The sequence below is a fragment of the Winogradskyella sp. HB-48 genome (assembly GCF_049942685.1).
In the GTDB taxonomy this organism is placed as follows: Bacteria; Bacteroidota; Bacteroidia; order Flavobacteriales; family Flavobacteriaceae; genus Winogradskyella.
Genome location: NZ_CP187934.1, coordinates 219172 through 235880, shown reverse-complemented (window position 1 = coordinate 235880; position 16709 = coordinate 219172). Strand labels below are relative to the sequence as shown.

Here is a 16709-nt window from a genome sequence, read left to right as displayed (position 1 = left end):
TAAACAGTATGTTTTATTCAAACTCAGATGTCATATGAAAGGTAATACTTGGGTACTTTTGTTGAGTCATTTGTAGTGTAAACATAGAATCTGCTAAGAACACCAATTGATTTTGTTTGTCTCTAGCTAGATAGCGTTGTTTCACTCTTAAAAAGTCTTTAAACTCTTCACTTTTTTTATTGTCTGTATGTACCCAACAAGCCTTATGGACATTTAGATTTTCATAAGTACATTTTGCACCATATTCATGTTCTAATCTGTATTGAATAACTTCATATTGTAAAGCACCTACTGTACCAATAACTTTACGGCCATTATAATCTAATGTAAATAATTGAGCTACACCTTCGTCCATTAACTGATCAATCCCTTTATGGAGCTGCTTAGCCTTCATTGGGTCAGCATTATTAATGTATCTAAAATGCTCTGGTGAAAAACTAGGAATTCCCTTGTAATTTAGAATTTCACCTTCAGTTAGTGTGTCACCGATTTTAAAGTTCCCAGAGTCTTGTAAGCCAACAATATCACCAGGATAAGAGATGTCTACAATCTCCTTCTTTTCTGCAAAAAAGGCGTTAGGACTTGAGAATTTAAGCTTCTTCCCATGTCTTACATGCAAGTATGGTGTATTTCGTTTAAACTCACCAGATACTATTTTAACAAAAGCCAAACGGTTTCTATGATTAGGATCCATATTGGCATGGATTTTAAAAACAAATCCGGAGAATTGTTTTTCATCTGGCTTTACTAGTCGTTCTTCGCTTTGTTTAGCTCTTGGTTTAGGTGCAATTTCAACGAAACAATCTAGCAATTCTCTTACACCAAAGTTATTTAAAGCTGAGCCAAAAAATACTGGTTGTAAATCACCATATAAATAGGTGTCTTTGTCAAATTTTGGGTAGATACCATCAACTAATTCTATCTCATCTCTAAGGGTTTGGGCAGCTTTGTTACCTACTAATAGGTCTAATTCTTTTGAGTTTAAATCAGATATTTCAACTGTATCGTTAATATGCTGTTTGCTATCACCTTTAAAAAGATTTACGTTCTTTTCCCAAATATTGTAAATACCTTTAAAGTCATAACCCATACCAATAGGAAAACTCAAAGGAGTAACTTTTAGACCTAGTTTTTGTTCAACTTCATCCAACAAGTCAAACGCGTCTTTACCTTCACGGTCTAGTTTGTTGATGAATACAATCATCGGAATATTACGCATTCTACAAACTTCAACCAGTTTTTCGGTTTGCTCCTCAACACCTTTAGCAACATCAATCACTACAATCACGCTATCAACAGCAGTTAAAGTTCTAAAAGTATCTTCAGCAAAATCTTTGTGACCAGGTGTGTCTAGAATATTAATTTTAATACCGTTGTATTCAAAAGCCAAAACAGACGTAGCAACAGAAATACCACGCTGACGCTCAATTTCCATAAAGTCACTCGTAGCACCTTTCTTTATTTTATTACTTTTTACTGCACCAGCTTCTTGTATGGCACCACCAAAAAGCAGAAGCTTTTCTGTTAATGTTGTTTTACCAGCATCTGGATGCGAAATAATACCAAATGTTCGTCTTCTATTTATTTCTTCTTTAAAGCTCATATAATATATAAAGGTGCAAAATTAAAATAAACATCAACATTACTTTTATAATTATAAATTATCTTTATTTTTTATATACATTACATTTTTGAAAGATAATTTTGTCAATTCATCGATTTTTTGGTTCTAATAGATTTTCTCTAACTAACTTTCAAGCAATTATAAAATTAGTGGTAATCATTTACTAATGTTTATATGAAAGCGTACCCCAAATCAAAAGTTTACTTACAAATAATTAGGTTGATCAATAGCAATCTCTTCCTTTATTATATTTAAGTACTAGCAGTGAAAGTGGGTTACTTTTATGGTTTAATATGTGCTTTTGAAACATATTAGTAAAACTTTAGTACTAAGATTCTTACTTAATTAATTTGTTTTTTTGCATTTTAACGAATATATTTGCGTTTAATCGATAAAATATTTTATCGATTTAACAGAATTTGAATTATACATCAACTATATAATAATATGAAAATCTCTACTCGATTCTCGTGTATGAAGAATTCCCTAATTCTTCAAATTGCTTTTATATTAATAATCTTTACCCAATTATCATTTGGCCAAACTATTTCGCCAACCAACGGTAGTACAAACTGCGGTAATTGTGCACCTCCTGGTTGGTTCGACTTAGGTGGAACTCCAGACGTTTCAGGTGCTAATACCGTAGCTGGACCAGGTGGTGGATTAGGTGCTGGTGAAGCTTGGAATAGTGCACCGGTTCCATTACCTCCAAATGGTGATGTTAACTGGATTACCATAAGAGATGTTGGTACATTAGCTGCAGAGGAATCCATAGGTACAAATATTGGAGGTCTTACGATTGGTAGAACATATGAAGTGATAATTTATTCAATGTCTGCAACTACACCTACTTATGCACCTCAATACATCAATTTCTTCGACTATCAAGTAGGAACCTACCCGAGAGTGAGTGTTACACCTGTAACTCAAGAAGTTTGGGGTACAACGGTGGCGCGTTTCGTAGCAGATAATACCACTATGCAATTCACATTTTTTCCAGGAAATGATATGGGTAATAACACTGCTAATTTAGAATCAGTCAATTTAGCGGTAACATTAAACGCAGTCAACACAGCTCCTTTTGCCGATGATAATTCAAATACAACAACATTAAACACACCTATAACATTTAATGTTACAAGTACAGATGTAGATTTTGATGGTAATATAGATGATGCTACAGTAGATTTGGATGTCTTAACAGCAGGTATTCAAAACTCAATAACCAATGCTCAAGGAACTTGGACCGTTAATGCTAGTGGCGATGTAACCTTTACACCAACTACTGGTTTTATAGGTATAGCAACTTTAGATTATACAGTACTAGATGATTATGTTTTAGATGGTGCGCCTCAACCGGCTGTATCAAATATAGCGAGTTTAACAGTTACGGTATCAGCATCTGCCGACCCTTGTGATGCTATAGCTTCAGGAAACACAGATACCGATGGTGACAACATTAGTGATGTTTGTGATGCAGATGATGACAATGACGGTATTTTAGATATTAACGAATTAGATTGCTCACCAGGTTTTGTAGATTTAGGTCAAACATTCTCTAGTACAGCAAATCCATTTACGGTTAATAATTTATACACATATAATGGTGTTAATGTTAGTGCTACCTTCGAATTACAAGGTACCACAACATGGGCTTCTGGTGTAAGCAACCAAACAGTAGTTGGCGTAACAGGCGATTATATAAATACACAGCCAAACAATACAAACTTCCCTAATGGAGATGTTGCTGTTTACACTTATACATTCTCTGAACCAGTTTATAACGTAAATTTTAAGTTTGGAGGATTAGATAATGCAGATAGAGTTGATTTTGTTGCATCTAATGGAGTACAAAATGTTCCAGTACAATTAACCGATATCAATCTTGGTGCGAGTGTTACAATTACAGGGCAAAGTGCTGTAAGTACTGCTGGAGGTGCAAATGCGCCAAACAATAGTATCGCGGTTTCAATAAGTGGTCCTGTTACTGAGATTCAATTAACAGTTGGAAAACAGAATGGTAATGCTGGTAATGTAACAATGCAATTCTATGAGTTAGATTATTGTATTGCTGTTGACACAGATAATGATGGTGTTAATGATATACTAGATTTAGACTCAGATAACGACGGTATTTACGATGTAGATGAAGCTGGTAATGGTGCTTTAGATACAAACGGAGATGGTGTTATTGATAGTAGTGATGCTGGTTTTAATGACGGAGATGGTAATGGTGCAGATGATACAGCAGAAGCCACTACACCTGTAGATACAGGTAGTGATGGAAGTTTCGATTTTCAAAATACAGATAGTGATGCTGATGGATGTCCAGATGCCAATGAGGCTTACGGTACTAATACTGCAGCAGGATCAGATAATGGTCAATTTGGTGAACCAGACCCAGCGTCCGTAGATGCTGATGGACTTGTCATAGAAACGGGTATAGATTACTCTTTAGGAACAAATGCAGCGGTTACAGATAATTCAATCATTGCAGGCTGTCTTACAATTACTGCTAATGACGACGATTTTTCCGCAACACCAATTAATAGTTTGATAGTCGGATCAACAACAGCTAGTGTATTTGCGGATAATGGCAATGGTACTGATTTAGCAAATGGTGTTGCAGCCACAAATGCTAATATCTCAAATAATATTAGCATCAGTAATGATGGAGGTATGACAGGTGTAAATATTAATAATAATGGAACTATAGTTGTACCTACTAATACGCCCAATGGAACATATTTTGTGGAATATACTATATGCTTGCAAGCAGATAATACAGTATGTGATACAGCAATAGCAACTATTGTTATTGCGAATGTAGACCTATGTGATGCTGTAGCTTCTGGTAACTTAGATACTGATGGTGATGGTATTAGTGACTATTGCGATCAAGACGATGATAATGATGGTATCTTAGATAGTAATGACATTGATTGTGCTCCTGGACCATTGGCTTTGGGTCAGACATTCTCTGACAATACAGGATCAAATTTCAATCCAGAGTTTATTCCAAACGTTTATGCTTACGGCGGTGCAAGCGTAACTTTTGGTTATGAGTTATATGGAGGTTCTGCTTGGAATCTTAGTGGTGTTACAAGTCAAAATAACCCTGCCATATTACCAGATGGAGAATATATCAATACAATAGCAGATGGTACAACCTATCCAGGAAACGATGTTGTTAGATATTATTTCACATTTACGCAACCAGTTTATAATGTCAATTTTAAACTAGGTGGTCTTGACGATTTTGATAGGGCAGATTTTTTTGCAACCAATGGTTCTGATGATGTTCCTGTCATTCTTTCTGATATAAATATAGGAGCAAACCTTACAATAAATGGTCAGAGTGCTGTTACTGGTGCTTCAGCTAATGCAAATGCACCTGCGAACAGTATAGCTATCCAAGTCCAAGGACCGGTTACAGAAATAGTTGTAACCGTTGGTAAACAAGATGGTGATGAAGCGGATAATGTAGAATTACAATTCTATGAAATGCAATATTGCTTGGCAATAGATACAGATGGTGATGGAGTTAACGATATTGTTGATTTAGATTCAGACAACGATGGTATTTATGATGTAGATGAAGTAGGCGGTACCGATTTTAATAATGATGGTCAGGCTGATGGTGCTGTCGATGCAAATGGCGTCCCAGGAACAGCTAGTGGAGGAATTACTCCAATAGATACCTTAAACGATGGTAGCTTTGATTATCAAAATACTGACAGTGATGGTGATGGTTGTCCAGATGCAAATGAAGCATATGGATATGTCACTGCTGCAGGGATAGATGGTGGACAATTCGGATTTCCAGATCCCGCAAATGTAGATGCCTCTGGATTGGTAGATTTAGGTAGAATAGTAAATTATGATATAGGTACCAACCCATCGGTAACTGATCCAACTATAAATACTGTTTGTGACCCTTGTAATGCAATTTCTTCAGGAAATACAGATACTGATGGTGATGGAATTTCTGATATATGTGATGAAGATAATGACAATGATGGTATACTAAATATTTATGAGCAAGATTGTTCTCCTGGTCCAATTGCTTTAGGTCAAACTTTTGCGGACAATACAGGATCAAATTTTAATCCAGAGTATATCCCGAACGTTTATGCCTATGGAGGTGCAAGTGTAACTTTCGGATATGAACCCTTTGGAGGTTCAGCTTGGAACCTTACTGGTGTTTCAAATCAAAATAACCCAAGTATTTTACCAGACGGGGAATTTATCAATATAGTTGCAGATGGAACAAACTATCCAGTAGGTGAAACAGTTAGATTTTATTTCACATTCAGTCAACCAGTATACAATGTTAATTTTAAATTAGGCGGATTAGGGGATTTTGAGAGAGCTGATTTTACAGCAACAAATGGATCGGATAATGTACCTGTTAATTTATCCGATATCAATGTTGGTGGAGGTTTAACAATTGCCAATCAAAGTGCTGTTACAGGTGCTTCTGCAGATACTGCTGCACCAGCAAACAGCATAAATATATCAGTTCTTGGGCCTGTTACGGAAATCATTGTGACAGTTGGTCAACAAGATGGTGATGAATTCGAAAATGTCGATTTGCAATTCTATGAAATGCAATATTGTCTCATGCTAGATACAGATGGTGATGGTGTTAATGATGTTGTCGATTTAGATTCTGACAACGATGGTATTTATGATATAGATGAAGCAGGAAATGGTGTTTTAGATACTAATAATGATGGAATTTTAGATACTAATGATGCAAGTTTTAGTGATGGTGATGGAAATGGTGCAGATGATACAGCTGAAGCAACAACACCAGTAGACACACTAACAGATGGAAGTTTCGATTTTCAAAACACGGATAGTGATGGCGATGGATGTCCAGATGCAAATGAAGCTTATGATAATCCATTTGTTTCAGGTTCTGATGGTGGACAATTTGGTGAACCAGATCCTGCCTCAGTAGATGCAAATAATGGTTTAGTTACAGAAGCAGGTGTAGACTATTCTTTAGGAACTAATGCAGCTGTCACTGATCCTGGTATAGCAACAAGTTGTGTTATTAATCCTAGCATTACAACTGTTAAAACATTTTCAGATATAGATGGAAATGTTTTAACAACAGAATATAGTGCTGTTGGTGAAGTTATCAATTATACAATAACATTAACTAATAGTGGTAATGTCGATGTTTACACTCCAACGATGGTTGATGCCACAGCAGATGCTGCACCTGTTAGAGGTGCAGATGCTCCAGGTAACGATGATGGAGTTTTAGATGTAGGTGAAACATGGACATATACAGTTTCTCATACAGTAACACAAGCAGATTTAGATAATGGTTCTTACACCAATACAGCTGAAGCTGATGGTTCTGCTGATACAACAAATGATGGTTCAGGTGATACTCCTGTTGATAATGATGAGAGTGAAACTGTAAACGGAATAGAATCCCCAAGTATAGAAGCGGTGAAGGTCGTAGCGATCAGCAATGATGTGCTGCCAGCTGGGGCCAGCTTAGGAGACGAGCTGACCTATACAATAACGGTAGAGAACACGGGCAACGTGACCTTAACGAACGTGGCCTTAACGGACACGTTTGTGGATGGCAACGGCAATCCACTCACCCTAACCGGTCCAACATTTGTAAGTTCAGATTTGGGCAGTTTGGAAGGGACCTTACAAGTCGGGGAAACGGCGACGTATACGGCGACCTACGTGATCACGCAGAGTGATGTAGATGCCGGGGGCGTGAGCAACAGTGTAGTAGCGGACGGAGACAGTCCAGCCGGCACCACGGTCAGCGACACGAGTGACGATGGGGATGATCTGGACGGCAACACGACGGACGATCCAACGGAAACCACGATAGCAGAGTCACCAAGCCTGGAAGCGGTGAAGGTCGTAGCGATCAGCAATGATGTGCTGCCAGCTGGGGCCAGCTTAGGAGACGAGCTGACCTATACAATAACGGTAGAGAACACGGGCAACGTGACCTTAACGAACGTGGCCTTAACGGACACGTTTGTGGATGGCAACGGCAATCCACTCACCCTAACCGGTCCAACATTTGTAAGTTCAGATTTGGGCAGTTTGGAAGGGACCTTACAAGTCGGGGAAACGGCGACGTATACGGCGACCTACGTGATCACGCAGAGTGATGTAGATGCCGGGGGCGTGAGCAACAGTGTAGTAGCGGACGGAGACAGTCCAGCCGGCACCACGGTCAGCGACACGAGTGACGATGGGGATGATCTGGACGGCAACACGACGGACGATCCAACGGAAACCACGATAGCAGAGTCACCAAGCCTGGAAGCGGTGAAGGTCGTAGCGATCAGCAATGATGTGCTGCCAGCTGGGGCCAGCTTAGGAGACGAGCTGACCTATACAATAACGGTAGAGAACACGGGCAACGTGACCTTAACGAACGTGGCCTTAACGGACACGTTTGTGGATGGCAACGGCAATCCACTCACCCTAACCGGTCCAACATTTGTAAGTTCAGATTTGGGCAGTTTGGAAGGGACCTTACAAGTCGGGGAAACGGCGACGTATACGGCGACCTACGTGATCACGCAGAGTGATGTAGATGCCGGGGGCGTGAGCAACAGTGTAGTAGCGGACGGAGACAGTCCAGCCGGCACCACGGTCAGCGACACGAGTGACGATGGGGATGATCTGGACGGCAACACGACGGACGATCCAACGGAAACCACGATAGCAGAGTCACCAAGCCTGGAAGCGGTGAAGGTCGTAGCGATCAGCAATGATGTGCTGCCAGCTGGGGCCAGCTTAGGAGACGAGCTGACCTATACAATAACGGTAGAGAACACGGGCAACGTGACCTTAACGAACGTGGCCTTAACGGACACGTTTGTGGATGGCAACGGCAATCCACTCACCCTAACCGGTCCAACATTTGTAAGTTCAGATTTGGGCAGTTTGGAAGGGACCTTACAAGTCGGGGAAACGGCGACGTATACGGCGACCTACGTGATCACGCAGAGTGATGTAGATGCCGGGGGCGTGAGCAACAGTGTAGTAGCGGACGGAGACAGTCCAGCCGGCACCACGGTCAGCGACACGAGTGACGATGGGGATGATCTGGACGGCAACACGACGGACGATCCAACGGAAACCACGATAGCAGAGTCACCAAGCCTGGAAGCGGTGAAGGTCGTAGCGATCAGCAATGATGTGCTGCCAGCTGGGGCCAGCTTAGGAGACGAGCTGACCTATACAATAACGGTAGAGAACACGGGCAACGTGACCTTAACGAACGTGGCCTTAACGGACACGTTTGTGGATGGCAACGGCAATCCACTCACCCTAACCGGTCCAACATTTGTAAGTTCAGATTTGGGCAGTTTGGAAGGGACCTTACAAGTCGGGGAAACGGCGACGTATACGGCGACCTACGTGATCACGCAGAGTGATGTAGATGCCGGGGGCGTGAGCAACAGTGTAGTAGCGGACGGAGACAGTCCAGCCGGCACCACGGTCAGCGACACGAGTGACGATGGGGATGATCTGGACGGCAACACGACGGACGATCCAACGGAAACCACGATAGCAGAGTCACCAAGCCTGGAAGCGGTGAAGGTCGTAGCGATCAGCAATGATGTGCTGCCAGCTGGGGCCAGCTTAGGAGACGAGCTGACCTATACAATAACGGTAGAGAACACGGGCAACGTGACCTTAACGAACGTGGCCTTAACGGACACGTTTGTGGATGGCAACGGCAATCCACTCACCCTAACCGGTCCAACATTTGTAAGTTCAGATTTGGGCAGTTTGGAAGGGACCTTACAAGTCGGGGAAACGGCGACGTATACGGCGACCTACGTGATCACGCAGAGTGATGTAGATGCCGGGGGCGTGAGCAACAGTGTAGTAGCGGACGGAGACAGTCCAGCCGGCACCACGGTCAGCGACACGAGTGACGATGGGGATGATCTGGACGGCAACACGACGGACGATCCAACGGAAACCACGATAGCAGAGTCACCAAGCCTGGAAGCGGTGAAGGTCGTAGCGATCAGCAATGATGTGCTGCCAGCTGGGGCCAGCTTAGGAGACGAGCTGACCTATACAATAACGGTAGAGAACACGGGCAACGTGACCTTAACGAACGTGGCCTTAACGGACACGTTTGTGGATGGCAACGGCAATCCACTCACCCTAACCGGTCCAACATTTGTAAGTTCAGATTTGGGCAGTTTGGAAGGGACCTTACAAGTCGGGGAAACGGCGACGTATACGGCGACCTACGTGATCACGCAGAGTGATGTAGATGCCGGGGGCGTGAGCAACAGTGTAGTAGCGGACGGAGACAGTCCAGCCGGCACCACGGTCAGCGACACGAGTGACGATGGGGATGATCTGGACGGCAACACGACGGACGATCCAACGGAAACCACGATAGCAGAGTCACCAAGCCTGGAAGCGGTGAAGGTCGTAGCGATCAGCAATGATGTGCTGCCAGCTGGGGCCAGCTTAGGAGACGAGCTGACCTATACAATAACGGTAGAGAACACGGGCAACGTGACCTTAACGAACGTGGCCTTAACGGACACGTTTGTGGATGGCAACGGCAATCCACTCACCCTAACCGGTCCAACATTTGTAAGTTCAGATTTGGGCAGTTTGGAAGGGACCTTACAAGTCGGGGAAACGGCGACGTATACGGCGACCTACGTGATCACGCAGAGTGATGTAGATGCCGGGGGCGTGAGCAACAGTGTAGTAGCGGACGGAGACAGTCCAGCCGGCACCACGGTCAGCGACACGAGTGACGATGGGGATGATCTGGACGGCAACACGACGGACGATCCAACGGAAACCACGATAGCAGAGTCACCAAGCCTGGAAGCGGTGAAGGTCGTAGCGATCAGCAATGATGTGCTGCCAGCTGGGGCCAGCTTAGGAGACGAGCTGACCTATACAATAACGGTAGAGAACACGGGCAACGTGACCTTAACGAACGTGGCCTTAACGGACACGTTTGTGGATGGCAACGGCAATCCACTCACCCTAACCGGTCCAACATTTGTAAGTTCAGATTTGGGCAGTTTGGAAGGGACCTTACAAGTCGGGGAAACGGCGACGTATACGGCGACCTACGTGATCACGCAGAGTGATGTAGATGCCGGGGGCGTGAGCAACAGTGTAGTAGCGGACGGAGACAGTCCAGCCGGCACCACGGTCAGCGACACGAGTGACGATGGGGATGATCTGGACGGCAACACGACGGACGATCCAACGGAAACCACGATAGCAGAGTCACCAAGCCTGGAAGCGGTGAAGGTCGTAGCGATCAGCAATGATGTGCTGCCAGCTGGGGCCAGCTTAGGAGACGAGCTGACCTATACAATAACGGTAGAGAACACGGGCAACGTGACCTTAACGAACGTGGCCTTAACGGACACGTTTGTGGATGGCAACGGCAATCCACTCACCCTAACCGGTCCAACATTTGTAAGTTCAGATTTGGGCAGTTTGGAAGGGACCTTACAAGTCGGGGAAACGGCGACGTATACGGCGACCTACGTGATCACGCAGAGTGATGTAGATGCCGGGGGCGTGAGCAACAGTGTAGTAGCGGACGGAGACAGTCCAGCCGGCACCACGGTCAGCGACACGAGTGACGATGGGGATGATCTGGACGGCAACACGACGGACGATCCAACGGAAACCACGATAGCAGAGTCACCAAGCCTGGAAGCGGTGAAGGTCGTAGCGATCAGCAATGATGTGCTGCCAGCTGGGGCCAGCTTAGGAGACGAGCTGACCTATACAATAACGGTAGAGAACACGGGCAACGTGACCTTAACGAACGTGGCCTTAACGGACACGTTTGTGGATGGCAACGGCAATCCACTCACCCTAACCGGTCCAACATTTGTAAGTTCAGATTTGGGCAGTTTGGAAGGGACCTTACAAGTCGGGGAAACGGCGACGTATACGGCGACCTACGTGATCACGCAGAGTGATGTAGATGCCGGGGGCGTGAGCAACAGTGTAGTAGCGGACGGAGACAGTCCAGCCGGCACCACGGTCAGCGACACGAGTGACGATGGGGATGATCTGGACGGCAACACGACGGACGATCCAACGGAAACCACGATAGCAGAGTCACCAAGCCTGGAAGCGGTGAAGGTCGTAGCGATCAGCAATGATGTGCTGCCAGCTGGGGCCAGCTTAGGAGACGAGCTGACCTATACAATAACGGTAGAGAACACGGGCAACGTGACCTTAACGAACGTGGCCTTAACGGACACGTTTGTGGATGGCAACGGCAATCCACTCACCCTAACCGGTCCAACATTTGTAAGTTCAGATTTGGGCAGTTTGGAAGGGACCTTACAAGTCGGGGAAACGGCGACGTATACGGCGACCTACGTGATCACGCAGAGTGATGTAGATGCCGGGGGCGTGAGCAACAGTGTAGTAGCGGACGGAGACAGTCCAGCCGGCACCACGGTCAGCGACACGAGTGACGATGGGGATGATCTGGACGGCAACACGACGGACGATCCAACGGAAACCACGATAGCAGAGTCACCAAGCCTGGAAGCGGTGAAGGTCGTAGCGATCAGCAATGATGTGCTGCCAGCTGGGGCCAGCTTAGGAGACGAGCTGACCTATACAATAACGGTAGAGAACACGGGCAACGTGACCTTAACGAACGTGGCCTTAACGGACACGTTTGTGGATGGCAACGGCAATCCACTCACCCTAACCGGTCCAACATTTGTAAGTTCAGATTTGGGCAGTTTGGAAGGGACCTTACAAGTCGGGGAAACGGCGACGTATACGGCGACCTACGTGATCACGCAGAGTGATGTAGATGCCGGGGGCGTGAGCAACAGTGTAGTAGCGGACGGAGACAGTCCAGCCGGCACCACGGTCAGCGACACGAGTGACGATGGGGATGATCTGGACGGCAACACGACGGACGATCCAACGGAAACCACGATAGCAGAGTCACCAAGCCTGGAAGCGGTGAAGGTCGTAGCGATCAGCAATGATGTGCTGCCAGCTGGGGCCAGCTTAGGAGACGAGCTGACCTATACAATAACGGTAGAGAACACGGGCAACGTGACCTTAACGAACGTGGCCTTAACGGACACGTTTGTGGATGGCAACGGCAATCCACTCACCCTAACCGGTCCAACATTTGTAAGTTCAGATTTGGGCAGTTTGGAAGGGACCTTACAAGTCGGGGAAACGGCGACGTATACGGCGACCTACGTGATCACGCAGAGTGATGTAGATGCCGGGGGCGTGAGCAACAGTGTAGTAGCGGACGGAGACAGTCCAGCCGGCACCACGGTCAGCGACACGAGTGACGATGGGGATGATCTGGACGGCAACACGACGGACGATCCAACGGAAACCACGATAGCAGAGTCACCAAGCCTGGAAGCGGTGAAGGTCGTAGCGATCAGCAATGATGTGCTGCCAGCTGGGGCCAGCTTAGGAGACGAGCTGACCTATACAATAACGGTAGAGAACACGGGCAACGTGACCTTAACGAACGTGGCCTTAACGGACACGTTTGTGGATGGCAACGGCAATCCACTCACCCTAACCGGTCCAACATTTGTAAGTTCAGATTTGGGCAGTTTGGAAGGGACCTTACAAGTCGGGGAAACGGCGACGTATACGGCGACCTACGTGATCACGCAGAGTGATGTAGATGCCGGGGGCGTGAGCAACAGTGTAGTAGCGGACGGAGACAGTCCAGCCGGCACCACGGTCAGCGACACGAGTGACGATGGGGATGATCTGGACGGCAACACGACGGACGATCCAACGGAAACCACGATAGCAGAGTCACCAAGCCTGGAAGCGGTGAAGGTCGTAGCGATCAGCAATGATGTGCTGCCAGCTGGGGCCAGCTTAGGAGACGAGCTGACCTATACAATAACGGTAGAGAACACGGGCAACGTGACCTTAACGAACGTGGCCTTAACGGACACGTTTGTGGATGGCAACGGCAATCCACTCACCCTAACCGGTCCAACATTTGTAAGTTCAGATTTGGGCAGTTTGGAAGGGACCTTACAAGTCGGGGAAACGGCGACGTATACGGCGACCTACGTGATCACGCAGAGTGATGTAGATGCCGGGGGCGTGAGCAACAGTGTAGTAGCGGACGGAGACAGTCCAGCCGGCACCACGGTCAGCGACACGAGTGACGATGGGGATGATCTGGACGGCAACACGACGGACGATCCAACGGAAACCACGATAGCAGAGTCACCAAGCCTGGAAGCGGTGAAGGTCGTAGCGATCAGCAATGATGTGCTGCCAGCTGGGGCCAGCTTAGGAGACGAGCTGACCTATACAATAACGGTAGAGAACACGGGCAACGTGACCTTAACGAACGTGGCCTTAACGGACACGTTTGTGGATGGCAACGGCAATCCACTCACCCTAACCGGTCCAACATTTGTAAGTTCAGATTTGGGCAGTTTGGAAGGGACCTTACAAGTCGGGGAAACGGCGACGTATACGGCGACCTACGTGATCACGCAGAGTGATGTAGATGCCGGGGGCGTGAGCAACAGTGTAGTAGCGGACGGAGACAGTCCAGCCGGCACCACGGTCAGCGACACGAGTGACGATGGGGATGATCTGGACGGCAACACGACGGACGATCCAACGGAAACCACGATAGCACAGGATCCAATGTTAACTATTGAAAAGACAAGTAGTTTAGACTTAGGACTTGATGGCATAGCAACAGTTGGAGATATTATAACTTATACATATACAGTAACTAATACTGGAAATGTTACGGTATTTGATGTGAGTGTAACAGAGGATGCTGCTGACTTTACAGGTAGTGGAACTTTACCGACACCTACTTACGTAAGTGGTGGTAGTGACGAAGATGGAGATGCAGATTTAGAAGATATGATTGTAGGTGTAGGTACAATAGTTTACACCGCAACCTATGCGATTACTCAAGATGATATTGACGCAGGGTTTGTAACAAACCAAGCAGCAACAAATGGAACAGGTCCGTTAGGAGATACAGTAACTGATGACAGTGATGACCCATCAGATACAACAAGTAATGATGACCCAACGGTTACAATAATACCTCAGATACCAAGTATAGCCATAGAGAAGACTAGTAGTTTAGACCTTGGTTCTGACAGTATTGCAACTGTAGGTGATATTATTACATACACCTATACTGTAACTAATACTGGAAATACAACGTTATTTGATATTAATGTACTCGAAAATGCTGCAGATTTCACAGGAACAGGAACTTTACCGACACCTACTTACGTAAGTGGTGGTAGTGACGAAGATGGAGATGCAGATTTAGAAGATATGATTGTAGGTGTAGGTACAATAGTTTACACTGCAACATATGCGATTACTCAAGATGATATTGATGCTGGGATTGTTACAAATCAAGCGATAGCGGGAGCAGTTGATCCATTAGGAGGTGTTGTAACTGATGATAGTGATGATCCAACTGATACAACCAGTAATGATGATCCAACTGATACGACAATTCCTCAATTACCAGAAATTGCTATTGAAAAGACTAGTAGTTTGGATGTTGGTGCAGATGGTGTAGCTAGTGTGGGTGATATTGTTACTTATACATACATTATAAGTAATACAGGAAATACAACATTATTTGATGTAAGCGTTACTGAGGATGCAGCTGACTTTACTGGTACTGGAACTCTACCAACACCATCTTATGTTAGTGGTGGTAGTGATGAAGACGGCCAAGGAGACTTGGAAGATTTGGTAGTTGGTTCAGGAACGATTATTTATACTGCTACTTACGCATTAACCCAAGCAGATATTGATTCAGGATTTGTAACAAATCAGGCTATTGCTAATGGTACAGCACCTTTAGGGGATTCAGTGTCTGATAATAGTGATGATCCTGCAGATCCAACTAGTGATGATGACCCAACGGTAACTGAAATTATTCAAGTTCCAATGATAAGCTTAATCAAAACAACTTTACCACTTGAAGATACTAATGGTGATGGTATTGAAGGTAGCTTAGGTGATCTTATTTCATATGTATTTGTTGTTGAAAATACAGGAAATGTAACTTTAACTAATATAGAGGTAGAAGATTTATTACCTGGACTGAATTTAGTTGGTGGACCAATTGCACAATTGTTACCAGGTGAATCTGATAGTACGACATTTACAGCAACTTATGAGATTACTCAAGTTGATCTTGATATTGGATTTGTAACCAACTCTGCAACTGTGAGATCTGAAGGACCAGGTGGTGATCTCGGCGATCCTTCAGACGATGTTGAAGACATCAGTGATGATCCTAATGACTTAAATGATGACGATCCAAATGGCGATGGCAATCCAGATGATCCAACAGTTACATTAGTTAATTCAATCTTTGATATAGAGGTTACTAAAGCTGTTGATGAAGTCAGACCTGTTGTCGGAGATGAAGTAGTCTTTACAATAGAGGTTGCCAATATTGGAAATGTTACCGCAACTAACGTTGTTATCAGTGAACAAATTCCTACCGGCTATGTATTTGTTTCAGCAATTACAACTGCAGGAACTTATTCTGAGTTTGATGGGGAATGGACAGTTGGTCAATTAGATCCTGATCAAGTTGAAATTCTTGAGATTACTGTTGAAGTGTTAGGTTTCGGAGATTATTTAAATACAGCGTTTGTTGATGTTGCTGATGGTGGAACGGATGTTAACCCTTCCAATGATGAGGGTAGTGCTGTTGTGGATCCGATATGTTTAACAATTTACAATGAGTTCTCTCCAAATGGTGATGGTGTTAATGAGACTTTTGTTATTGATTGTTTAGAGCGATTCCCAAATAACAAATTAGAAGTCTATAACAGATGGGGTAATATCGTATATTCTAAAAACGGATATCTAAATGATTGGAATGGTACTACAAATGGAAGAGCAGTCATTGGTCAATCAAATGAGTTACCTGTAGGTACATATTATTATGTACTGGACTTGGGTGATGGGTCTGAACCAAGAGTAGGATGGTTATATATAAATAGATAAGTAAACAACTATAGAAAAAGACAGA

General features: G+C 44.8%; 2 protein-coding genes. One reads left to right on the top strand and one right to left on the bottom strand.

Going from position 1 to position 16709, the window contains the following annotated elements; all coding sequences use genetic code 11:
- Nucleotides 1-13: 13 nt before the first annotated feature.
- Entirely contained in the window at nucleotides 14-1603 is a 1590-nt protein-coding gene (locus ACPX19_RS01075) for a peptide chain release factor 3 (protein WP_426430968.1), read from the bottom strand.
- Nucleotides 1604-2098: 495 nt separating this feature from the next.
- On the opposite strand from ACPX19_RS01075, the gene ACPX19_RS01070 reads away from it, so the two are divergent.
- Entirely contained in the window at nucleotides 2099-16684 is a 14586-nt protein-coding gene (locus ACPX19_RS01070; protein ID WP_426430967.1) for a DUF7507 domain-containing protein, read from the top strand.
- The last annotated feature ends 25 nt before the right edge of the window (nucleotides 16685-16709 follow it).